This window comes from Streptomyces sp. NBC_00224 (assembly GCF_041435195.1).
Taxonomy (GTDB): domain Bacteria; phylum Actinomycetota; class Actinomycetes; order Streptomycetales; family Streptomycetaceae; genus Streptomyces.
Map to the genome: position 1 here is coordinate 7431430 of NZ_CP108106.1, position 22133 is coordinate 7453562.

At 71.7% G+C, this 22133-nt stretch carries 19 protein-coding genes and 1 riboswitch; of the genes, 14 read left to right on the forward strand and 5 right to left on the reverse strand.

Annotated features, from left to right (window positions below; all coding sequences use genetic code 11):
• Positions 1–97: 97 nt before the first annotated feature.
• From shc to OG965_RS33145, 8 genes are all read left to right on the forward strand, one after another.
• Complete coding sequence (shc, locus tag OG965_RS33110) at positions 98–2092, forward strand: squalene--hopene cyclase (RefSeq protein ID WP_371655732.1); 1995 nt, start codon at positions 98–100, stop codon at positions 2090–2092.
• Entirely contained in the window at positions 2092–2745 is a 654-nt protein-coding gene (locus OG965_RS33115) for a 1-hydroxy-2-methyl-2-butenyl 4-diphosphate reductase (protein ID WP_371655733.1), read from the forward strand. The genes shc and OG965_RS33115 overlap by 1 nt, the downstream gene beginning before the upstream one ends.
• Before the next feature lie 5 nt (positions 2746–2750).
• A complete protein-coding gene (hpnH, locus tag OG965_RS33120; RefSeq protein ID WP_371655734.1) occupies positions 2751–3773 on the forward strand; it encodes an adenosyl-hopene transferase HpnH in 1023 nt (340 codons plus the stop codon).
• Between the two features lie 4 nt (positions 3774–3777).
• Positions 3778–4947 (forward strand): flavodoxin-dependent (E)-4-hydroxy-3-methylbut-2-enyl-diphosphate synthase, encoded by a 1170-nt coding sequence (gene ispG, locus OG965_RS33125; protein ID WP_371655735.1) that lies wholly within the window; start codon positions 3778–3780, stop codon positions 4945–4947.
• Positions 4948–4991: 44 nt separating this feature from the next.
• Positions 4992–6899 (forward strand): 1-deoxy-D-xylulose-5-phosphate synthase, encoded by a 1908-nt coding sequence (gene dxs, locus OG965_RS33130; RefSeq protein ID WP_371655736.1) that lies wholly within the window; start codon positions 4992–4994, stop codon positions 6897–6899.
• Positions 6896–8293 (forward strand): aspartate aminotransferase family protein, encoded by a 1398-nt coding sequence (locus OG965_RS33135; RefSeq protein WP_371655737.1) that lies wholly within the window; start codon positions 6896–6898, stop codon positions 8291–8293. Before dxs ends, OG965_RS33135 begins: the two co-directional genes overlap by 4 nt.
• A gap of 62 nt (positions 8294–8355) precedes the next feature.
• Positions 8356–8964, forward strand: a complete 609-nt coding sequence (locus tag OG965_RS33140) for a helix-turn-helix domain-containing protein (RefSeq protein WP_371655738.1) — start codon at positions 8356–8358, stop codon at positions 8962–8964.
• 10 nt (positions 8965–8974) lie between these two features.
• Positions 8975–9118 carry a DUF6126 family protein gene (locus OG965_RS33145; RefSeq protein WP_371655739.1) on the forward strand — a complete coding sequence of 48 codons (144 nt, stop codon included), beginning with the start codon at positions 8975–8977 and terminating at the stop codon, positions 9116–9118.
• Positions 9119–9142: 24 nt separating this feature from the next.
• On the opposite strand, the gene OG965_RS33150 is transcribed toward OG965_RS33145, so the two are convergent.
• A complete protein-coding gene (locus tag OG965_RS33150) occupies positions 9143–9958 on the reverse strand; it encodes a tyrosine-protein phosphatase (protein ID WP_371655740.1) in 816 nt (271 codons plus the stop codon).
• A gap of 196 nt (positions 9959–10154) precedes the next feature.
• Here OG965_RS33150 and OG965_RS33155 point away from each other — a divergent pair, with 196 nt between their 5' ends.
• From OG965_RS33155 to OG965_RS33165, 3 genes are all read left to right on the forward strand, one after another.
• Complete coding sequence (locus OG965_RS33155) at positions 10155–12269, forward strand: alpha-galactosidase (RefSeq protein WP_371655741.1); 2115 nt, start codon at positions 10155–10157, stop codon at positions 12267–12269.
• Positions 12270–12656: 387 nt separating this feature from the next.
• Positions 12657–12823, forward strand: a riboswitch (cyclic di-AMP (ydaO/yuaA leader).
• A 4-nt stretch (positions 12824–12827) separates the two neighbouring features.
• On the forward strand, positions 12828–13766 hold the full coding sequence (locus OG965_RS33160) for a peptidoglycan DD-metalloendopeptidase family protein (protein WP_371655742.1): 939 nt from the start codon (positions 12828–12830) through the stop codon (positions 13764–13766).
• A gap of 130 nt (positions 13767–13896) precedes the next feature.
• On the forward strand, positions 13897–14688 hold the full coding sequence (locus tag OG965_RS33165; protein WP_371655743.1) for an SGNH/GDSL hydrolase family protein: 792 nt from the start codon (positions 13897–13899) through the stop codon (positions 14686–14688).
• A 130-nt stretch (positions 14689–14818) separates the two neighbouring features.
• Here OG965_RS33165 and OG965_RS33170 read toward each other — a convergent pair whose 3' ends face one another.
• The 4 genes from OG965_RS33170 to OG965_RS33185 all read right to left on the reverse strand — a co-directional run bounded on the left by OG965_RS33170 (position 14819) and on the right by OG965_RS33185 (position 18131).
• Positions 14819–15814, reverse strand: a complete 996-nt coding sequence (locus OG965_RS33170; protein WP_371655744.1) for an NAD-dependent epimerase/dehydratase family protein — start codon at positions 15812–15814, stop codon at positions 14819–14821.
• Positions 15815–15906: 92 nt separating this feature from the next.
• Positions 15907–16704: a polysaccharide deacetylase family protein gene (locus tag OG965_RS33175; protein WP_371655745.1), complete on the reverse strand. Its 798-nt coding sequence runs from the start codon at positions 16702–16704 to the stop codon at positions 15907–15909.
• A gap of 118 nt (positions 16705–16822) precedes the next feature.
• Positions 16823–17824: a pentapeptide repeat-containing protein gene (locus tag OG965_RS33180; protein WP_371655746.1), complete on the reverse strand. Its 1002-nt coding sequence runs from the start codon at positions 17822–17824 to the stop codon at positions 16823–16825.
• 127 nt (positions 17825–17951) lie between these two features.
• Positions 17952–18131 (reverse strand): hypothetical protein, encoded by a 180-nt coding sequence (locus OG965_RS33185; protein ID WP_371655747.1) that lies wholly within the window; start codon positions 18129–18131, stop codon positions 17952–17954.
• A gap of 147 nt (positions 18132–18278) precedes the next feature.
• Between OG965_RS33185 and OG965_RS33190 the strand changes: the two genes are divergently transcribed.
• From OG965_RS33190 to OG965_RS33200, 3 genes are all read left to right on the forward strand, one after another.
• On the forward strand, positions 18279–18719 hold the full coding sequence (locus OG965_RS33190) for a PPOX class F420-dependent oxidoreductase (protein WP_371657127.1): 441 nt from the start codon (positions 18279–18281) through the stop codon (positions 18717–18719).
• Positions 18720–18816: 97 nt separating this feature from the next.
• A complete protein-coding gene (locus OG965_RS33195; protein WP_371655748.1) occupies positions 18817–20010 on the forward strand; it encodes an MBL fold metallo-hydrolase in 1194 nt (397 codons plus the stop codon).
• Positions 20011–20206: 196 nt separating this feature from the next.
• Positions 20207–22126, forward strand: coding sequence for a sensor histidine kinase (locus tag OG965_RS33200; RefSeq protein ID WP_371655749.1), 1920 nt, complete (start codon positions 20207–20209; stop codon positions 22124–22126).
• Positions 22127–22133 lie beyond the last annotated feature (7 nt).

Here is a 22133-nt window from a genome sequence, read left to right on the forward strand (position 1 = left end):
TGACGCGACGTCGCCGGAGCGGGCCCGCCAGGGGGCCGCGTCCGACGGAGACCCCAGCACAGCAGAAGAACCACTGCACTTGCATTAAGGGGAAGCCATGACAGCGACGACCGACGGAAGCGCCGGGGCCACGCGGCCCCCGGCCGCCGCGGCCAGCGAAGCGACCGCACCACCACCCGGCGCCGACGAGGTGCTCGACACCGCCCGGCGGGCCGCGGACCGCGCGGTCGAGCATCTGCTGGGCAGGCAGGACGCCCTCGGCTGGTGGAAGGGCGACCTGGAGACCAACGTCACCATGGACGCCGAGGACCTGCTGCTCCGTCAGTTCCTCGGGATCCAGGACGAGAAGACCGTCCAGGCGGCCGCGCTCTTCATCCGGGGCGAGCAGCGCGACGACGGCACCTGGGCCACGTTCTACGGCGGCCCGTCCGAGCTCTCCGCCACCGTCGAGGCGTACGTGGCGCTGCGGCTCGCCGGGGACCGGCCGGACGACCCGCACATGGCGCGGGCCTCGGCGTGGGTCAGGAGCCAGGGCGGCATCGCCGCCTGCCGGGTCTTCACCCGGATCTGGCTGGCCCTGTTCGGCTGGTGGAAGTGGGACGACCTGCCGGAGCTGCCGCCGGAGCTGCTCTTCCTGCCCAAGTGGTTCCCGCTCAACATCTACGACTTCGGCTGCTGGGCCCGGCAGACGATCGTGCCGCTCACCGTGGTCTCCGCCAAGCGGCCGGTGCGGCCCGCGCCCTTCGCGCTCGACGAGCTGCACACCGACGCGCGCGACCCCAACCCCGCCAAGCCGCTCGCTCCCGCCGCGAGCTGGGACGGCGCCTTCCAGCGGCTCGACAGGGCGCTGCACGTCTACCACCGCCTCGCCCCGCGCAGACTGCGCCGCGCCGCGATGAACACCGCCGCCCGCTGGATCGTCGAGCGCCAGGAGAACGACGGCTGCTGGGGCGGGATCCAGCCGCCCGCCGTCTACTCGGTGATCGCCCTGCACCTGCTCGGCTACGACCTCCAGCACCCGGTGATGCGGGCCGGGCTCGAATCCCTCGACCGGTTCGCGGTGTGGCGCGAGGACGGCGCCCGGATGATCGAGGCCTGCCAGTCCCCGGTGTGGGACACCTGCCTCGCCACCATCGCGCTCGCCGACGCCGGGCTGCCCGCCGACCACCCGGCCCTGGTCAAGGCCGTCGACTGGATGCTCGGCGAGGAGATCGTCCGGCCTGGCGACTGGGCGGTGAAGAAGCCCCAACTCCCGCCGGGAGGCTGGGCGTTCGAGTTCCACAACGACAACTACCCGGACATCGACGACACCGCCGAGGTGATCCTCGCGCTGCGCCGGGTGCGCCACCCCGACCCCGAGCGGGTCGAAGGGGCGATCCGCCGGGCCGCGCACTGGACGCTCGGCATGCAGTCGAGGAACGGGGCGTGGGCCGCCTTCGACGCCGACAACACCAGCCCGTTCCCCAACCGGCTGCCGTTCTGCGACTTCGGCGAGGTCATCGACCCGCCGTCGGCCGACGTGACCGCGCACGTGGTGGAGATGCTGGCGGTCGAGGGCCGGGCCCATGAGCCGCGCGTCCGGCGGGGCATCGAGTGGCTCCTCGCCGAACAGGAGGCGAGCGGCGCCTGGTTCGGGCGCTGGGGCGTCAACTACGTCTACGGCACCGGCTCGGTGGTGCCGGCGCTGACTGCGGCCGGCATGCCCGCCTCGCACCCCGCGATCCGCCGGGCCGTCACCTGGCTGGAGTCGGTGCAGAACGAGGACGGCGGCTGGGGCGAGGACCTGCGCTCCTACCGCGAGGAGCAGTGGATCGGGCACGGCGCCTCGACCGCCTCCCAGACCGCCTGGGCGCTGCTCGCGCTGCTGGCGGCGGGGGAGCGGGAGGGCAAGGCGGTCGAGCGTGGCGTCGCCTGGCTCGCCGCGACCCAGCTGGCGGACGGCTCCTGGGACGAGCCGTTCTTCACCGGCACCGGGTTCCCCTGGGACTTCTCGATCAACTACCACCTCTACCGCCAGGTGTTCCCGCTCACCGCGCTCGGCCGCTATGTCCATGGAGAACCGTTCTCCCCCAACGGCCACAAGGGGAAGTGATGGACGTGAGCCCCGCCCTGCCGGAGCCCGTACCGCTGCTGGTCGCCTGCGCCCTCACCATCGAGGAGCTGGCGCTGCGCAGCGGCGGCCGGGGCCGCACCCCCGGCCAGGTGGTGACCGTGCTGCGCAGCGGCATGGGACCCAGGGCCGCCGAGCGGGCCGTGCTGCGGGGCCTGGGCACATCGGCGAACCGCGAGGCGGCCGTGATCGCCTCCGGTTTCTGCGCCGGCCTGGCCCCCGGGATGCACCCCGGGGACCTGGTCGTCGCCTCGGAGACCCGCGACCCGCGCGGCACCACTGCCTGCGTGGGTACGGAGGTGCTGGCCAAGGCGCTGAGCGTGGCGCTGCCCGGCCGCACCGTGCACACCGGTCCGCTCACCGGCTCCGACCACGTGGTGCGTGGTCACGAACGGGCCGAGCTGCGCGCGACCGGGGCGATCGCCGTGGACATGGAGTCCGCGGCGACGCTGTGGAGCGCCGTCGGGGCCGGAGAGCGTCCGGTTGCGGCCGTACGGGTGGTCGTGGACGCTCCAGAACATGAACTCGTCCGGATTGGCACGGTACGCGGTGGAATATCGGCTTTCCGCGTTCTTCGTGCCGTCCTTCCCGCTTTCTTTGAATGGCACCGTTCTTTGCCGCTCCCCAGGAGGTGAGCCAGATGGCCATGCCGCTTCGCCAGTCCATCAGGGTCGGGACCTATCTTTTTGAACAGAAGCTCCGCAAGCGTGAGAAGTTCCCGCTGATCGTCGAGCTGGAGCCGCTCTTCGCCTGCAATCTGAAGTGCGAGGGCTGTGGGAAGATCCAGCATCCGGCCGGGATCCTGAAGCAGCGCATGCCGGTGGCGCAAGCCGTCGGCGCCGTCCTGGAGTCGGGCGCCCCGATGGTCTCCATCGCGGGCGGCGAGCCCCTGATGCACCCTCAGATCGATGAGATCGTGCGCCAGTTGGTGGCGAAGAAGAAGTACGTCTTCCTCTGCACCAACGCCCTGCTGCTGCGCAAGAAGCTGGAGAAGTTCACCCCGTCCCCGTACTTCGCGTTCGCCGTGCACATCGACGGGCTGCGCGAGCGGCACGACGAGTCGGTGGCGAAGGAGGGCGTGTTCGACGAGGCGGTGGCGGCGATCAAGGAGGCCAAGCGCCACGGCTTCCGGGTCACCACCAACTCCACCTTCTTCAACACCGACACCCCGCAGACGATCATCGAGGTGCTCAACTTCCTCAACGACGACCTCCAGGTCGACGAGATGATGATCTCGCCCGCGTACGCCTACGAGAAGGCGCCCGACCAGGAGCACTTCCTGGGAGTCGAGCAGACCCGCGAGCTCTTCAAGAAGGCGTTCTCCGGGGGCAACCGGCGCCGCTGGCGGCTCAACCACTCCCCGCTCTTCCTGGACTTCCTGGAGGGCAAGGCGGACTTCCCCTGCACGGCCTGGGCGATCCCCAACTACTCGCTCTTCGGCTGGCAGCGGCCCTGCTATCTGATGAGCGACGGGTACGTACCGACGTACCGGCAGCTCGTGGAGGAGACCGACTGGGACAAGTACGGCCGGGGCAAGGACGACCGGTGCGCCAACTGCATGGCGCACTGCGGCTACGAGCCCACCGCCGTCCTCGCGACCATGGGGTCGCTCAAGGAGTCGCTGCGCGCGGTCCGCGAGACCGTGCAGGGAAACCGCGGGTGACGTGATGAGGACCGGAGAGCCCGTCTCCCTGGGTCTCCCCGCGCTGCCGACCCGACCGCTGGCGATGCGCCGCCCCTCGCGGCGCATCCAGGTCGGGTCGGTGGCGGTCGGCGGGGATGCTCCTGTGTCGGTGCAGTCGATGACGACGACGCGGACGTCGGACATCGGGGCGACGTTGCAGCAGATCGCGGAGCTGACGGCGTCGGGCTGTCAGATCGTGCGGGTGGCCTGCCCCACGCAGGATGATGCGGATGCGTTGGCGGTGATCGCGAAGAAGTCGCAGATCCCGGTGATCGCGGATATTCATTTCCAGCCGAAGTATGTGTTCGCGGCGATTGACGCGGGGTGTGCGGCGGTGCGGGTGAATCCGGGCAACATCAAGCAGTTCGATGACAAGGTGAAGGAGATCGCGCGGGCGGCGAAGGACGCGGGGACGCCGATTCGTATCGGGGTGAACGCGGGGTCGCTGGATGCGCGTCTGCTGAAGAAGTACGGCAAGGCGACGCCGGAGGCGTTGGTGGAGTCGGCGCTGTGGGAGGCGTCGCTCTTCGAGGAGCATGATTTCCGGGAGATCAAGATCTCGGTGAAGCACAACGATCCGGTGGTGATGGTCGAGGCCTACCGTCAGCTGGCGGCGCAGTGCGACTACCCGCTGCATCTGGGTGTGACGGAGGCGGGTCCGGCGTTCCAGGGGACGATCAAGTCTGCGGTGGCGTTCGGTGCGCTGTTGAGTCAGGGGATCGGGGACACGATCCGGGTTTCGCTGTCGGCGCCGCCGGCGGAGGAGATCAAGGTGGGGATGCAGATTCTGGAGTCGTTGAATCTGCGTCAGCGTCGTCTGGAGATTGTGTCGTGTCCGTCGTGTGGTCGGGCGCAGGTGGATGTGTACAAGTTGGCGGAGGAGGTCACGGCGGGTCTGGAGGGTATGGAGGTGCCTTTGCGGGTCGCGGTGATGGGGTGTGTGGTGAACGGGCCGGGTGAGGCGCGTGAGGCGGATCTGGGTGTGGCCTCGGGTAATGGCAAGGGGCAGATCTTCGTGAAGGGTGAGGTGATCAAGACGGTTCCCGAGTCGAAGATCGTCGAGACGCTGATCGAAGAGGCGATGAAGATCGCCCAGGAGATGGAGGGGGAGGGCGTCGCCTCCGGCGTCCCGAGCGTCACCGCGCGGGGCTGACCGGCACCACCGAGAGCTGAACGGGATCCGAAGGGGGCTCCAGCGTGACGATCTTGGAGAATGTTCGGGGGCCGCACGACCTGAAGGCGCTTGACGGCGCCCAACTCGCCGCGCTGTCCCAGGAGATCAGGGATTTCCTGATCCACGCGGTGGCGCGGACCGGGGGCCATCTGGGGCCCAATCTGGGGGTGGTGGAGCTCTCCATCGCCCTCCACCGGACCTTCGAATCGCCGGTCGACCGCATCCTGTGGGACACCGGGCACCAGAGTTACGTACACAAACTGCTCACCGGGCGCCAGGACTTCTCGAAGCTGCGCTCCAAGGGCGGGCTCTCCGGCTACCCCTCGCGCGCCGAGTCCGAGCACGACGTCATCGAGAACTCGCACGCCTCGACCGTGCTCGGCTGGGCCGACGGGCTCGCCAAGGCCAACAGCATCCTGAAGAAGGACGCCCATGTCGTCGCGGTCATCGGCGACGGCGCGCTCACCGGCGGCATGGCCTGGGAGGCCCTCAACAACATCGCGGCCGCCCGGGACCGGCCGCTGATCATCGTCGTCAACGACAACGAGCGCTCCTACGGCCCGACCATCGGCGGCCTCGCCAACCATCTCGCCACCCTGCGCACCACCGACGGGTACGAGCGGTTCCTGGCCTGGGGCAAGCAGGTGCTCCAGCAGACACCGGTGGTGGGGCGGCCGCTCTACGAGTCGCTGCACGGCGCCAAGAAGGGGTTCAAGGACGCGTTCGCGCCGCAGGGCATGTTCGAGGACCTGGGGCTGAAGTACCTGGGGCCCATCGACGGGCACGACATCGAGGCCGTCGAGTCGGCGCTGCGGCGCGCCAAGCGGTTCCACGGCCCCGTCCTCGTGCACTGCCTCACCGAGAAGGGGCGCGGCTACCAGCCGGCCCTGGACGACGAGGCCGACCGCTTCCATGCCGTGGCCGCGATGGACCCGCTGACCTGCGAGCCGCTGACGCCGTCCAACGGCCCCTCCTGGACCTCGGTGTTCGGCAAGGAGCTGGCCGCGCTCGGCGAGGAGCGGCCCGACCTCGTGGCGATCACCGCCGCGATGCTCCACCCCACCGGGCTCACCGAGTTCGCCGCGCGCTTCCCGGACCGGGTCTGGGACGTGGGAATCGCCGAGCAGCACGCGGCCGTCTCGGCGGCCGGGCTCGCCACCGGCGGCCTGCACCCCGTCGTCGCCGTCTACGCCACCTTCCTCAACCGCGCCTTCGACCAGGTCCTGATGGACGTCGCCCTGCACAAGTGCGGGGTGACGTTCGTCCTGGACCGGGCCGGGGTCACCGGGGTCGACGGCGCCTCGCACAACGGCATGTGGGACCTCTCCGTCCTCCAGGTCGTGCCCGGGCTGCGGATCGCCGCCCCGCGCGACGCGGCTCAGCTGCGGGACCAGCTGCGCGAGGCGGTCGAGGTCGACGACGCCCCGACGGTGCTCCGCTTCCCCAAGGAGGCGGTCGGCCCGGACCTCCCCGCGCTGGACCGCGTCGGCTCCATGGACGTGCTGCGCCGCGACGAGGACGCCGAGGTGCTGCTCGTGGCGGTCGGCGTCCTCGCGCCTGTCTGCCTCCAGGCCGCCGACCTGCTCGCCGGGCGCGGCATCCGGTGCACGGTGGTGGACCCCCGGTGGGTCAAGCCCGTCGACGAGCAGCTGGCGCCGCTGGCCGAGCGGCACGCGCTGGTCGCGGTCGTGGAGGACAACATCCGTACCGGCGGCGTCGGCTGGGCCGTCGGGCAGGCGCTGCGGGACGCCGGGGTGGACACCCCGCTGCGCGGCTTCGGCATCCCCGAGCAGTTCCTCGCGCACGCCAAGCGCGCCGAGGTTCTCGCCGACATCGGGCTCACCCCGGTGGAGATCGCGGGACGGATCAGCGGCGCCCTTGCGGCGCGCCAGGACGCCGCCGCGGCGGCCGAGAAGGAGAACGACGGATGACCGACGGCGGGCCCAAGGGCTTCGACCTGGCCCGGCTCCTCGCCGAGCGCGGGGCCGAGCGCTACGAGCTGCACACCAAGTACCTCAACCACCAGCTGCCGCGCATGCTGCACACCATCGGCTTCGACAAGGTCTACGAGCGGGCCGAGGGCGCGTACTTCTGGGACGCGGAGGGCCAGGACTACCTGGACATGCTCGCCGGGTTCGGGGTGATGGGCCTGGGCCGCCACCACCCCGTCGTGCGCAAGGCGCTCCACGACGTGCTGGACGCCTCGCTCGCGGACCTCACCCGCTTCGACTGCCAGCCGCTGCCCGGCCTGCTCGCCGAGAAGCTGCTCGCCCACAGCCCGCACCTGGACCGGGTGTTCTTCGGCAACAGCGGTACGGAAGCGGTGGAGACCGCCCTGAAGTTCGCCCGGTACGCCACCGGCCGGCCCAGGGTCCTGTACTGCTCCCACGCCTTCCACGGGCTGACCACCGGCTCGCTCTCGGTCAACGGCGAGTCGGGCTTCCGCGACGGCTTCGCCCCGCTGCTCCCCGACACGGCGGTCCCGCTCGGCGATCTCGCCGCCCTGGAGCGGGAGTTGAAGCGCGGCGACGTGGCCGCGCTGATCGTCGAGCCGATCCAGGGCAAGGGCGTCCACGAGGCGCCCCCCGGCTATCTGCTCGCCGCGCAGGAACTGCTCCACAGGCACAAGGCGCTGCTGATCGCGGACGAGGTGCAGACCGGGCTCGGCAGGACCGGCGACTTCTACGCGTACCAGCATGACAAGGGGGTCGAGCCGGACCTGGTCTGTGTCGCCAAGGCGCTCTCCGGCGGCTATGTGCCGGTCGGCGCGACCCTCGGCAAGGAGTGGATCTTCAAGAAGGTCTACTCGTCGATGGACCGGGTCCTGGTCCACTCCGCCAGCTTCGGCTCCAACGCCCAGGCGATGGCGGCGGGGCTCGCGGTGCTCGCGGTGATGGAGGACGAGGACGTCGTCGCCAACGCGCGCGTCACCGGCGAGCTCCTGAGGTCCCGGCTCGCCGCGCTGGTCGACCGCTACGAGCTGCTGCACGACGTGCGCGGGCGCGGGCTGATGATCGGCATCGAGTTCGGCAGGCCCTCCTCGATGCGGCTGCGCGGACGCTGGACCATGCTCCAGACCGCCCGCAAGGGCCTGTTCGCGCAGATGGTCGTGGTGCCGCTGCTCCAGAAGCACCGGATCCTCACCCAGGTCTCCGGGGACCATCTGGAGGTGATCAAGCTGATCCCGCCGCTGACGATCGGCGAGCGCGAGGTGGACCGGTTCGTGGAGGCGTTCACCGCCGTCATGGACGACGCGCACGGCGGGGGAAGCCTGATGTGGGACTTCGGCCGAACCCTGGTCAAGCAGGCGGTCGCCAACCGGTAGGCGTTTTTGCCTCTGGGGCAAAAGATTTGCCCCAGAGGCAACCCGCTGACTGAATGGGGTGCATGAGCACTCCCGCCGAAGGCGCCGGGGAGCCGTCCGGTGCCGCGCTCCCCGATGTCGCCCCGCGCCTGCGCGACCTGCGGCGCCGCCGCGGCCTCACCCTGGAGGCCGCCGCCCCGCGGGCCGGTCTCTCACCGGCGCACCTGTCCCGGCTTGAGACGGGCGCTCGCCAGCCCTCGCTGCCGATGCTGCTCGCGCTCGCCCGTACCTACGGTACGACGGTTTCCGAGCTGCTCGGCGAGATGCCGGCCGAGCGCGAACCCGTCATCCGGGGCGGCCGCGCCGAGCCCGCCGAGGCCGACGGCTGGACCTACCACCGGGCGGGCCACCCGGGCCGGGCCATGCAGGCCCTGCGGGTGGAGGTCCCGTACGGCACCCAGCGCGAGCTCGTCCGCGTCCACCCCGGCGAGGAGTGGCTCCACGTCCTGTCCGGGCGGCTGCGGCTCACCCTCGGCGACGCCACGCACGAACTCGACCCCGGCGACAGCGCGCACTTCGACTCGCTCACCCCGCACCGGATCTCCGCCGTCTCGCACGGCGGGGCCGCGTTCCTGTTCGTCCACACCCTGCTCCAGAGCCCCGATCCGCATCCGCACCACCCGCACGGCTGAGAGGTACGCCATGTCGCAGAACCAGGGACGGTCCGACGCGAGCACCCAGGAGACGAAGTTCCCCCGGGGGCTCGTGGTCCGGCTCTTCGCCTACCTGATCGCGGGCCACATCTTCGCGGCCTTCCTCTACCTCCTGTTCACGGTCGGCAAATGATCGGCAGATGACCCGCCGGGCGGCTTACGCCGCGTCCTCGACCAGCCGCTCCCGCAGCCGCTCGCGGGTCTTGGCCGTGAGGCCCAGGCCCTCGGTCAGATAGCGGTCGGTGCTGCCCCAGGTCTCCTCGATGGTGTCGAAGGCCGCGTGCAGATAGCCGGCGCGGGCGTCGAAGAGGGGGTTGAGCAGCTCCACGATCTCCGCGCTCATCCCGGCCGCGGAGGTGTCGCTGCGGTGCATCTTGTAGCGGCGGTGCGGGTCGTTGGACTTGAGGTAGTCCGCCTCGATGGCCTCCCGCTCGACGCCCACCGCGAGCAGCGACACCGCGATCGAGAGCCCGGCGCGGTCCTTGCCCGCCGCACAGTGCATCAGCGCCGGGACGCTGTCCTCGGCGAGCGCGTGCAGCACCCGGCTGTGCTCGGCGGTGCGCTCGCGGATGATCGTCCGGTACGACCGGGACATCCGGTCGGCGCCCCGGCCCTCGGAGAGGACCGACCGCAGCTGGTTGATGTCGCCGTCGCGGACCATCTTCCAGAACTCGGCCCCGTCGGCGGGGTCCGTCAGCGGTATGTTCACATTGCGCACCCCCGGCAGGTCCACGTCCGGGCCCTCAAGACGCTGGTCCGCCGCGTTGCGGAAGTCGAAGATGGTGTGCAGCCCGAGGGTGGCGAGGAAGGCCGCGTCCTGCTCGGTCGCGTGTGCCAGGTGGCCGCTGCGGAAGAGCCGTCCGTGCCGCAGCCGGCGGCCGTCCACGGTCGGCAGTCCGCCCACATCACGGAAGTTGCGCACCCCGGAGAGCTCGGGTTCGGTCGAAGGGACCTGCGGAGTCTGCTGCGTCACGTTGGCTCCTGATGTGGTTCGAAAAAAGATCACGCCGCCTCGATCCGACGATACGACATGGGTTCCCGGGGCAATCATCTCGACGGCCCGACCGGAAGGCGACCCCCTCGCACCCGTTGCCCTCGCGGGTACGGCACCCCGATCCTGTTCCTGGTGTTCGTGCCTGTGCGTACCTGTGCGGAACTGGGGAGTCGGGATGATCGAGACTGCGGACGACGGACGGGTGTGGCTGCTGACCGGTCGCACCAGCGGCTATGCGCTGCACCTCACGGACCACGGGGAACTCCTGCACCTGCACTGGGGCCCGCGCCTGGCCCTCGCCGACGCCGAGGCACTGGCCGCCCAGCCCCTGCCGCCCCACTGGCCCTTCGAGTCACCACTGGATGGCCAGGAGGAGTACGTGGTGGAGGGCGGGCCCCGTTTCGCGCGCCCCGCGCTCTCCGTACGGACCTCTCAGGTGCGCGGCACCGAGTGGACCTTCGCGGGCGCCGCGGTCGACGGCGACGAACTGCGGCTGCGCTTCACCGACGCCGTGCACCACCTGGGGCTCACCCTGCACTACCGGACGCGCGACGACACCGACGTCGTCGAGCGCTGGGCGACCGTCGCCCACGAGGGCACGGCCGGGGACCCGGACCTGGAGCTGCTGCGGGCCGACGCCGCCGTGTGGACGCTGCCGCTGCGCGACGGCTGGCGGCTCAGCCAGCTGCACGGCCGCTGGGCCGCCGAGTCCCGGCTCGTACGGGCCGACCTCACCCCGGGCGACAAGGTGCTCGGCAGCCGCCGCGGCCACACCGGCCACCAGCACCTGCCCTGGGTCGCCCTGGACGCCGAGGGCGCCGCCACCGAGGAGAGCGGCGAGGTGTACGGGTGCGCGCTCGGCTGGTCCGGGTCCTGGCGCATCGCCGTCCAGCACCTGCCGGACGGCCGGGTGCAGATCAGCGGCGGCGCCGGGTACGACGACTCCGGGCTGCTGTCGCTCGCGCCCGGCGACTCGTACACCACACCGGTCTTCGCCGGGTTGTGGAGCCCGGACGGCTTCGGCGGGGCCAGCCGGGAGTGGCACGCCTGGCAGCTGGCCCGGGTGATCCCGGATGCCGAGCGGGTGCGGCCGGTGCTCTTCAACTCCTGGGAGGCCACCGGGTTCGACATCTCCGAGCCTCAGCAGCGGGCGCTGGCGCACCGGGCGGCCGCGATGGGCGTCGAGCTGTTCGTGATCGACGACGGCTGGTTCGGGGAGCGCACCCACGACGCGGCCGGGCTCGGCGACTGGACGCCCAACCCCGAGCGCTTCCCCGGCGGCCTCAAGCCGCTCGCGGACGAAGTGCACGTGCTGGGCATGCGGTTCGGGATCTGGGTCGAGCCGGAGATGGTCAACGCCGACAGTGCGCTGTACCGGGCGCACCCGGAGTGGGTGCAGCACCAGAGCGGACGCCGGCGCACCGAGTTCCGCAATCAGCTCGTGCTCAACCTGGCCCGCCCGGACGTCCAGGAGTACCTCTGGGAGCAGCTGGACGGGCTTCTTTCGAGTGCGCCCGTCGACTATGTGAAGTGGGACTTCAACCGCTGCTTCACCGATGCGGGCTGGCCCGGGGAGGAGTATCCGCAGAGGCTCTGGACCGAGCATGTCCGGGCGCTGTACGGCCTGTTGGACCGGCTGCGGGCCGCACACCCCTCGGTCGACTTCGAGTCCTGTTCGGGCGGCGGCGGCCGGATCGACCTCGGCATCCTCTCCCGTACGGACCAGGTGTGGACCTCCGACAACACCGACCCGCTGGACCGGCTCGCCATCCAGGACGGCTTCAGCCAGCTGCACCCGGCCCGGGTGATGGCCGCCTGGGTCACCGACAGCCCCAACACCCTGCTCAACGGCCGCCGCAGCAGCCTGCGCTTCCGCTTCGTGAGCGCGATGGCCGGGGTGCTCGGCGTCGGCGGCGACCTCAGCCGGTGGAGCGAGGCCGAACTGGCCGAGGCGCGCGGGTGGGTGGAGCTCTACAAGGCGATCCGGCCGGTGGTGCAGCTCGGGGCCCAGTACCGGCTGCGGCCACCGAGGGGCGGGCTCAGCGCCGTCCAGTACGTGCGCGGCGACGACACCGTGGTCCTCGCGTACCTCCAGGCCCAGCGCTACGGCGAGTGCCCCCCGGCCGTGCGGCTGCGCGGCCTGGACCCGGCGGCGGCCTATCGGTGCCTGGACACCGGGGCCGTACACAGGGGAGCGGTATTGCTGCATCGGGGCCTGGACACCGGACTGCGGGGCGATCTTGATGCGACGGTGTTCCGATTCCGGCGGCTGAGCGCGCGTCCGGCATAAGGAATTCGCGTTCTTGGCGCGGTAAAGATCTTCATCGGGATGTAATGGCTAAAACTGGACAGAGTGGGGCGATCGGTGGCGGGAAGGGGTGAATGGGTTAGGACTTTCACCCTGATTGGGCGATTTGATGCACCCTGTCCATCTCCCCGGCAGGAAGGGGAGGTTGCCCGTGAGCAGCGTCATATCCGTGACGTTCCGTGGTGGCGGCCCCGAATGAATTCCCCCGTCCGGCGGGGCCTGTTGGGAATTCCGGTCGACGCAGGGTGACCGCAATTCCCGGAGGAATTCCCGGCCGGGAATGCCGAAGGCGAATGGGCACTTGTCGTGGCCCGCCGGGCTCGCTTACGGTCACCGCAATCCGGGTGGACCGCCGAATCCTGCCACCGCTCGGAATCCGCACCCATCCACGCGTGGCAGGAGCGGGGGACCCAGGTAAGCGCCGTCCGGAATTCCGGCACGGCTCGGGGTGAAGCCGGAACACCGCACGCGGTGCCCCGGCCGGGCAGCTCCAGCCCGAACCCGACAGCTCACCTCGCAGGCGCCGGAGAGGAATCCGCCATGCCCGCGAAGGGTAAGCACCGCCGTCCCAAGTCCAGCCCGATATCCCGGGGCATGGTCGCCGCCGGTACGGGCGGCGCCGCGCTCGCCATCCCGCTGCTGGGCGCCACCGGCGCGCACGCCGCGGCGCAGACCGCCGCCCCCGCCACCGCGCCTCAGCAGGCCGTCCGCGCCGCCGGGGCCTTCGCCGCCGCTCCGCAGACCGCGCCCACCACGTACAAGGTCAAGAGCGGCGACTGCCTGTCGCGGATCGCCGAGGACCACCGGCTCGGCGGCTGGCAGCGGCTCTACAAGGACAACCGCGAGGTCGTCGGCTCCGACCCGGCGCTGATCCGCCCGGGCATGAAGCTCACCCTCGGGGCGAAGGCCCCGGGCGGCGGCGCGCCGCACGGCTCCGCCAAGGCGAGCGGTTCGCACGACTCCGGTACGAAGAAGTCGGCCCCCCGCACGTCGAAGTCCTCCCCGGCCGCCTCCGCCCCCAAGGCCGCCGCCGACACCTCCTCGTCCGCCACCGCGAACCAGGGCTCCGCCTCCGGCTTCCGCGCGCCGCTCGACAGCGTGAGCATCGGCACCCCGTACCGCATGGCCGGATCCATGTGGTCCAGCGGCTACCACACGGGCGTCGACTTCGCGGCCGAGACCGGCACCACGGTGAAGGCCGTCGGCGCGGGCACGGTCGTCTCGGCCGGCTGGGGCGGCGCGTACGGCAACCAGGTCGTCATCCAGCACGCCGACGGCATGTACTCCCAGTACGCCCACCTCTCGCAGTTCTCCGTCTCGGCCGGGCAGACCGTGACCGAGGGCCAGCAGCTCGGGCTCTCCGGCGCCACCGGCAACGTCACTGGCCCGCACCTGCACTTCGAGATCCGCACCACGCCCGACTACGGCTCGGACGTCGACCCGATCGCCTACCTCCGCCAGCAGGGCGCGAGCCTCTGACGCCCTTGCCCCGCCCGGCAATTGGCGCGTATTCCCGCTGCGGGAAACTGACCGGGTGGCCTATATCACCCACCGTCAACCCCTCCTTACGGTCGCGTAGGTCACACCCATAAGGGAAAGATATGGTCTCGTGGCAGACGATTCGAGATCATTCAGCAGCGGTACGTTCGGGTCGTACACGGCGATCGGCGACAGCTTCACGGAAGGTGTCGGCGACCCCGGCCCGGACGGGGCGTTCGTCGGTTGGGCGGACAGGTTCGCCGTGCTACTGGCAGACGAGCGACCGGAGGGGGCCTTTCGCTATGCCAATCTCGCGGTCCGCGGCAGGCTCCTCGACCAGATCGTCGAGGAGCAGGTGCCGCGGGCCAAGGAGCTCGCACCCGACCTGGTGAGCTTCTGCGCGGGGGGCAACGACATCATCCGGCCGGGCAGCGACCCGGACGACGTGGCCGAGCGCTTCGAGCGCGCCGTGGCCGACCTGAAGAGCGCGATCCCCACGGTCATGGTGACCACCGGGTTCGACACGCGCGGGGTGCCGGTCTTCAAGCATCTGCGTGGCAAGGTCGCCACGTACACCGCGCATGTGCGCTCCATCGCGGACCGCTACGGGTGCCCGGTGCTCGACCTGTGGTCCCTCAAGTCCGTTCAGGACAGGCGGGCGTGGGACGGCGACCGGCTGCACCTGTCGCCGGAGGGGCACACCCGGGTCGCGCTGCGCGCCGCCCAGGTGCTCGGACTGGAGATCCCGGCCGACCCGGACCAGCCGTGGCCCCCGCTGCCGCCGCGCAACACCCTGGACGTGCGGCGCGACGACATCCACTGGGCGCGCGAGCACCTGGTGCCGTGGATCGGACGACGGCTGCGCGGCGAGAGCTCGGGCGACCACGTGGAGCCCAAGCGCCCGGATCTGCTGCCTCTCTGACGCATCATCAGGGCCGTATCGGAGCAGCTTTCCTCGGTACGGAGCAGCTTTCCTCAGTGCGGTGCGGCACCGCGCCCCTGTCAGGGGCGCGGAGAACCGCGCGACCAGCCACAGACGAACCGCAGCCGAATCACCGCGGCGCCAGCAGCCTCCGCTCCGTCTCCGGGTCGAGTCCGACCCGGGGGCGGTCCGGCCGCTGCGGAGCCTCGCCGCCGATCGACTCGATCCAGGCCCAGGTGTCGGCGACCGTCTCCTCGACGGGGCGGCAGCGCAGCCCCGACAGCACGGCCTTCCACACGTTCGAGCCGTGCATCGTGCCGTGATCCTCGCCCGGCGGGATCCACACCGGCAGATGGCTCCACGGCTCGACCCCGGCGGCCAGGATCGGCTCCGGGTCCGTCCAGCGCAGCTCCGCGCCGCCGCCGGTGACCCGCGCGCACGCCTCAAGCAGCTCGCCCATGGTGGTGTGGTCGGGCGGGGAGACCAGGTTGTACGGGCCGCAGAGCCCGAAGTCGGCCGCGCTCACGATCCACTCCGCCAGGTCCCGGGCGTCGATGAACTGGACCGGCAGATCGTGCGGCCCCGGCGCGAGCACCTCGCCGCCGCGCGCCATGCGCCCCAGCCACCACGGCAGCCGCCCGATGTTCTCCCACGGGCCGAGGATCAGTCCCGCGCGCACCAGGAGCGAGCGCTCCGGGCCGAACTCCTGGACGGCGGCCAGCTCGCCGCCGCGCTTGGCCTGCGGATAGTCCACCTCGCCCTCGGCGTCGGGCGATCCGTCGACCAGTGGCGCACTCTCGTCGGCCCCGGCCGGGGTCGGGTACGCGTACACCGACCGGCTCGACACATAGACGTACCGGGCGGCGCGCCCCTGCGCGAGCAGCCGTGCCGCGTCCCGTACCACCGAGGGCGCCCCCGACCAGGTGTCCACGACCACGTCCCACTGCCCGTCGGTGAGCGCCGCCAGACCGCCCTCGGCCGTCCGGTCGCCGAGCAGGGTGCGCACGCCCTCGGGCGGCTCGTGGCGGCCCCGGTGGAAGACCGTCACCTCGTGCCCCCGCGCCAGCGCGGCTTCGGCCACGGCGCGGCCGACGAATTCCGTACCACCCAGTATCAGTAGCTTCATGGCCGCAACTCTGCCTGCCGGAACGGGTCCTGAGAACCGTTGCATGCTGAGGGCGAAATCCCGGCCGCGTCCGCGCGCGGCCCCGGGGAGCGTCAGGGGCGGTAGAGCTGGCCGGGCTTCGGGGCGGCGGGGGCGAGCAGCTGGGGCACGGTCACGAAGGTGAAGCCGCGCGCCTTGAGGGCGTCGATGATCCCGGGCACGGCGGGCACGGTCCCGTCGTAGATGTCGTGCAGCAGGATGATGCCGTCGCGGTCGGCCTGGTCGAGGATGCGCTCGGTGATCAGGGCCGAGTCGTTGGTGGAGTAGTCCTTGGCGGTCGCGCTCCACAGGATCTGCGAGAGCCCCAGCTCCTTGCTGACCTTGGTGACTTCCTTGTTGGTACGGCCCTGCGGCGGTCGCATCAGGACCGGCTTGCGGCCGGTCAGCTTGGCCACCGCCTCCTGGGTGCGGTTGAGCTCGGCGCGTATCTCGGCGGGCTTCAGGTTGTCCAGGCGCTCGTGGGACCAGGTGTGGTTGGCGACCTCGTGCCCCTCGGCGGCGATGCGGCGCACGGTGTCGGGGTACTTCTCGACGTGGTTCTTGCCGAGCAGGAAGAAGGTGGCGTGCACCTTCTTCTCCTTGAGCGTGTCGAGCAGTTGGGGCGTCTTCTTGCCCGGCCCGGCGTCGAAGGTCAGGGCTATGCACTTGGCCTTGCGGCAGTCCACCCCGGCGGCGCTGCCCGCGTCGGCGCCCGCCGCGGCCTTGCTGTCGAGTGCGTCGTTGCGGGCGGAGCGGGGCGAGACGGCGCCGTCGGAGCAGCCGGTGAGCGTCAGGCCCAGCGAGGCCACCGCGACCAGCGCGGCGGCCGCCCGCCCCCGGGCACGACGCACTTCGGAATTGCTGCTGCGCATGACGCGGCTCCCCTTCGGCCTGGACCAGAACATGACGGGGACTATACGCGAGGTGTATACACGGCATGCATAGTGGGGTGGCCCCGAGCCCGTAAGGGCCCGGCGGGCGGGCGATCGGCTACTTGCGGCGGGGCCCGGCCGGGCCGGAGTCCCTGCGCCGGGAGGAGCCCGGCTTACGGGACGGGCCGCCCTTACGGCCGGAGGCGGCCGGGGCGGCGTTCTTGTGCCCGGACGGCGTGGCCGGGGCGGTGGCGTTCTTGTTCCAGTGCGACGGGCGCTCCAGGCCGGTCGGGAGGTGGGTGGCGGCGTCGCCGTGCGCCGCGTTGACCTGCGTCTGGGTGAGGAAGAGGCAGTCGGTGAGGTCGGCGCCCGCGAGGTTCGTGTCCCGGAAGTCCGCGCCGATGACATCGGCGAGCCGCAGGTCCGCGCCGCTCAGGTCGGCGGCGATGAGGTACGCGCCGCGCAGATCGGCCCCGCGCAGATCGGCGCCCTTGAGCCGGGCCCCGAACAGGTCGGCGCCTCTGCGGTCCTTCTTCTTGCCCCGGACCTCGGCACGCACCAGCTCGCTGGTGCGCAGCAGCAGGACGTTCACCTCGGCGCGGTGCGCGGCCACGTCCAGGCCGAGCAGCGTGTCCACGTCGCTGAGCGTCAGGCGCTCGATCTTCTCCAGCTCGGCCCGCACCTGGCGGTGGACCGGCCGGGCGGCGGGGCGGGCCAGCGCCTCGGAGAGGTACCAGAGCAGCTCGTGGAACTGCCGCATCACCGGAAGCGCCGCGAACATCTGCCGCGACCCGTCCGGGGACTCCCGCCAGTTCCGGCCGACAAAGGTGACCTGCGAGATCTTCTGGCCCGCACCGAAGCAGTCGTACACCGTGCACCCCTGGAAACCCTTGGGACGCAGCTTGTCGTGGATGCCGCAGCGGAAATCCTGCTGAAGGTTGGAGCAGGGGTCCCCGACGGCCTTGTCGACGGCGAAGTCCGTGGACCGCGAGAACGCCAGCGCGACACAGCACAGGCCGAAGCAGTTCGCGCAGTCGGCGCGCAGCTCGGAGCGGTTGTCCGCCGGTCCGGGCGCCGCGGCGGCCTGCTCACGTACGCGGTTCTCGGATGTCTCGGACAAAGCGGGCGCTCTCCTGCGGTCTCGATCGGCCCGGGGGCCGCGGCGGGGTGTGCCACAGGCCCGGCGCGGGCATGCGGGAAGGTCGAGCCTATCGCCCGGGCCGGAGCGCCCAGGGGCGGTGACGGGGCTACGCGGCCTCGCCGAGATCGGCGGTCGTGGCCGCCGCCCACAGCGTGAGCAGCCGCTCGTACTCCTCCGAGGGCCAGCCGCCGTCCGGGTCCGCGCTGTCGACGAGCTCGCGAATCGCCTCATTGGCGGCTTCGGCGTCCGGCAGTACGGAACCAGGGAGGTGGGCGGTAGTGGACATGCGTCCAGCCTAAGCGCACGGTCCGACAATCGGCCCGAATAGTCACTGCCAGGTCCATCACACGGTCATCGGCCATCCCCCACATCACCTTCACCACGCGCGCGCGTGCGCGGGAATCGGCGGTGGGTGTGCGCTGTTCCAATGGCCATGACGGCATTCGACGCACACGAGGAAGCACTGCTCAAGCTGGTCGCGGCGGAGAAGGGCGGTGTCCTCGCCACCCTCAAGCGTGACGGGCGCCCCCAGCTCTCCAACGTGAACCACGCGTACTACGCGGAGGAGGGCGTGATCAAGGTCTCCCTCACCGACGACCGCGCCAAGACGAAGAACCTCCGCCGCGACCCGCGCGCCAGCTACCACGTCACCAGCGACGACCGCTGGGCCTGGACCGTGGCCGAGGGCGTCGCGGACCTCTCCCCGGTGGCCGCCGACCCGCACGACGCGACCGTCGAGGAGCTCGTTCAGCTGTACCGGGACGTCCAGGGCGAGCACCCGGACTGGGAGGACTACCGGCGGGCCATGGTCCGCGACCGGCGCGTGGTGCTCCGGCTGCGGGTGGAGCGCGCCTACGGGCAGCCGCGCGCCTGAGCCGTCCCCGGCGGGTCGCTGCCGCGTAACGGCGCGGTTCCCGCGTTGTCGTACCCGCCGCACATAATGGAACGACCCCCGAGCCCCAGGAGGTGCCGTGACCGGCGCTGGTTCTCTGCTCCCACTCCGCTCCCGGCTGCGCGAGCTGCGCCCCGCCGCGTTCGGGGCCGACCCGGCGGGGGAGCGCCTGGAGCGGATCCGCCGCTCGCCCAACTTCGCGGACGGGGTCTTCCAGAACCCGGAGGGCGCGCGGACGCGGCCGTCCGGCTCGATGGTGGAGTTCGCCAAGATCTACTTCGAGAAGGAGCAGCGGGCCCTGCGCGCCCCGGTGGGCAACATCCCGGTGCACGCGACGACGCTCGCCGACCTCGCCAAGCCGCCCGCCACCGGCCTGCGGCTCACCTGGATGGGGCACTCCAGCGTCCTCGCCGAGATCGACGGCCGCCGGGTGCTCTTCGACCCGGTGTGGGGCGAGCGCTGTTCCCCCTTCGCCTTCGCCGGGCCCAAGCGCCTGCACCCGGTGCCCGTCCCGCTGGCCTCGCTGGGCCCCGTGGACGTCGTGGTCATCTCGCACGACCACTACGACCATCTGGACCTGCCCACCATCCGCGCCCTGGCGGGTACGGGGACGGTGTTCGCGGTCCCGCTCGGCGTGGGCGCCCACCTGGAGTACTGGGGCGTCCCGGCCGACCGCATCCACGAGCTCGACTGGGACGAGTCGACGAAGGTCAACGGGCTCACCCTCACCGCCACCCCCGCGCGCCACTTCTGCGGCCGCGGCCTGCGCAACCAGCAGCACACGCTGTGGGCGTCCTGGGCCGTCGCCGGTCCCGAGCACCGGATCTACCACAGCGGTGACACCGGCTACTTCGACGGCTTCAAGGACATCGGCGCCGAGCACGGCCCGTTCGACGCCACGATGATCCAGATCGGCGCGTACAGCGAATTCTGGCCGGACATCCATATGACTCCGGCCGAAGGCATGCGAGCCCACCTCGACCTCCAGGGCGGCCGGCCGCACGGCGTGATGCTCCCGATCCACTGGGGCACCTTCAACCTCGCCCCGCACCCGTGGGCCGAGCCGGGCGAGGGGACGATGGCCGCCGCGGCGGCGTCGGGCACCGGGATCGCGCTCCCCATCCCGGGTGAACCCTTCGAACCCACCTCGGAAAACGTGCCGTCCGCGCCCTGGTGGCGCCCGGTCGCGCCGACCCCCGCGGGCGGCTGGCCGGTGCACACCCGCAGGCCCGCCAAGGCGGGAGAACAGGAGACGGCACCGGTCGTCTCCTAGGAGATGTCCTGGCATTTCGCGCTGCCGTACGAGGCGTCATACCAGAGCGGGACGCGGTAGGGGGAACTTTTCCAACTGCGCACCGAGGGTGAGGGGTTGACCACTACTGTGAGTGGCCGACGATCAACGCGGGCCCGCATCGGTTGAGTTGGGCCCGGGATCACGATCTCTGGGACCCCACGTACCGAGGACGCAGATGTCTCATCTTCGCGCACCCGCCGCGCGGTCCGACCGCCGTGAGGGCGGGCGGCACGGACGTACGGCACACCGGCCGCAGCCCCCGGCCGCACCCGCGGGCGCCCCGGCTCCGGCAGGACGACCGCCGAGCGGGCAGCGGCCGTCCACCGAGGGCCGCATACGACCCCAGCTGCTGCGCACCGCGGTGCTGCCCGCCGTGGCCGCCGTGCTGTGCGGCGCGGCCGCCGTCGTCTTCACCCTCCACTCCACCCACGCCCACCCCTCGAAGATGCTCTGGGCGGCGCTCGGCGGCATGGCGGTCCTCGCCGCCGCGTCCGTGGCGGCCGCCGCGGTGGGCGCCGACCGGGCCGCCAAGACCGTGCTCGGCCGCGCCAACGGGCTGCGCCGGGGCAGCGCCCGCTCGGCCTCCGACCTGCGCACGGTGGTCGACGGACTGCGCCGCGGCGAAGGCCCGCCCGCCCGTCGCGGGCCCGCTCAACTCCCGCCGGGTGCCGATGAGTTCGAGCTCCTGGCGCACGAGCTGACCCGGTCCCACGAGGCGGCCGTGGCCGCCGTGGTGCAGGCCTCGCAGCTCTCCAGCAGCGTCGGCAACGAGCAGAAGGTCGAAGTCTTCGTCAATCTGGCCCGCCGGCTGCAGTCCCTCGTCCACCGCGAGATCCAGCTCCTGGACGAGCTGGAGAACGAGGTCGAGGACCCCGAGCTGCTCAAGGGCCTGTTCCACGTCGACCACCTCGCCACCCGCATCCGCCGGCACGCGGAGAACCTCGCCGTCCTCGGCGGCGCCATCTCCCGCCGCCAGTGGTCCCACCCGGTGACCATGACCGAGGTGCTGCGCTCCTCGATCGCCGAGGTCGAGCAGTACCCCCGGGTCAAGCTGGTACCGCCGATCGACGGCACGCTGCGCGGCCACGCGGTCGCCGACGTCATCCACCTGCTCGCCGAACTCGTCGAGAACGCCACGCTGTTCTCCGCCCCGCACACCCAGGTGCTGCTGCGCGCCCAGCTGGTGACCGCCGGGCTCGCCGTCGAGGTCGAGGACCGCGGTCTGGGCATGCCCGTCACCGAGCAGAACAAGATGAACGCGCTGCTCTCCGACCCCGATCAGGTGAATGTCGCCCACCTCCTCCAGGACGGGCGGATCGGCCTCTTCGTGGTCTCCGCGCTGGCCCGCAGACATGGCATCGCGGTCCGGCTCCAGACCAACATCTACGGCGGTGTCCAGGCCGTACTGGTGCTGCCGCAGGGCCTGTTGGGCGCCGACTCCGAGAGCCTCAAGGACGGGCAGACGGCCGAACGGCAGCCCCTCCCGGAGCCCGCCAGGACCCCGCTCCCGGCCCACCCCCAGCCCCCCGCCGGCGCCCCGCAGACACCCGCGCCCGCCCCCGCCCCCGTCCCGGCCCCGCCCGCGCCGATGCCGCCGCCCGCGCACCGCACCCCGGCGCACCGCACGCCCGCGCACGGCACCGCGCTGCCGCCCCTGCCCCGCCAGCCCCAGCACGGCGAGACCGTGTCCACGCACGGCACGACGCCGCTGCCGGTGCGCGCCGCCCACGAGGAGCGGCCCAACCCGGCCGCCGCCCTCCCCGGCACCCACCGGGCGCAAGGGGAGGCAGCGGTGCCCCCGATACCCGTGGCGAACGGTACGGTGCGCGGCGCGGGGCGGCCCGATCTGCCCCGGCGCCGCAGCCAGGAGCATCTCGTCCCGCAGCTGCGGGACGCTCCGGCCGCGCGCAAGGAGGACGAACACGCCCTGCACGACCCGGGGTTGATGGCGGCGTTCCAGCGGGGCATCGGTCTCGCCGAGTCACAGCCGGCCCCGCACGACAGTCCCGCCGTACCGCAGCCGCACCCGCCCCACCCCGCACAGCCTTTACATCACCCCCAGGCAGAAACTGACGCCGACCACTCCAAGGAGTAGATGCACC

Bases quoted from the DNA above. Each gene is read 5' to 3' on its own strand.
- shc (WP_371655732.1), top strand. From the start codon at position 98: ATGACAGCGACGACCGACGGAAGCGCCGGGGCCACGCGGCCCCCGGCC.
- OG965_RS33185 (WP_371655747.1), bottom strand. From the start codon at position 18,131: ATGTCCACTACCGCCCACCTCCCTGGTTCCGTACTGCCGGACGCCGAA.
- OG965_RS33170 (WP_371655744.1), bottom strand. From the start codon at position 15,814: ATGAAGCTACTGATACTGGGTGGTACGGAATTCGTCGGCCGCGCCGTG.
- OG965_RS33145 (WP_371655739.1), top strand. From the start codon at position 8,975: ATGTCGCAGAACCAGGGACGGTCCGACGCGAGCACCCAGGAGACGAAG.
- OG965_RS33175 (WP_371655745.1), bottom strand. From the start codon at position 16,704: ATGCGCAGCAGCAATTCCGAAGTGCGTCGTGCCCGGGGGCGGGCGGCC.
- OG965_RS33135 (WP_371655737.1), top strand. From the start codon at position 6,896: ATGACCGACGGCGGGCCCAAGGGCTTCGACCTGGCCCGGCTCCTCGCC.
- hpnH (WP_371655734.1), top strand. From the start codon at position 2,751: ATGGCCATGCCGCTTCGCCAGTCCATCAGGGTCGGGACCTATCTTTTT.
- ispG (WP_371655735.1), top strand. From the start codon at position 3,778: ATGAGGACCGGAGAGCCCGTCTCCCTGGGTCTCCCCGCGCTGCCGACC.
- OG965_RS33200 (WP_371655749.1), top strand. From the start codon at position 20,207: ATGTCTCATCTTCGCGCACCCGCCGCGCGGTCCGACCGCCGTGAGGGC.
- OG965_RS33160 (WP_371655742.1), top strand. From the start codon at position 12,828: ATGCCCGCGAAGGGTAAGCACCGCCGTCCCAAGTCCAGCCCGATATCC.
- OG965_RS33155 (WP_371655741.1), top strand. From the start codon at position 10,155: ATGATCGAGACTGCGGACGACGGACGGGTGTGGCTGCTGACCGGTCGC.
- OG965_RS33190 (WP_371657127.1), top strand. From the start codon at position 18,279: ATGACGGCATTCGACGCACACGAGGAAGCACTGCTCAAGCTGGTCGCG.
- OG965_RS33140 (WP_371655738.1), top strand. From the start codon at position 8,356: ATGAGCACTCCCGCCGAAGGCGCCGGGGAGCCGTCCGGTGCCGCGCTC.
- OG965_RS33115 (WP_371655733.1), top strand. From the start codon at position 2,092: ATGGACGTGAGCCCCGCCCTGCCGGAGCCCGTACCGCTGCTGGTCGCC.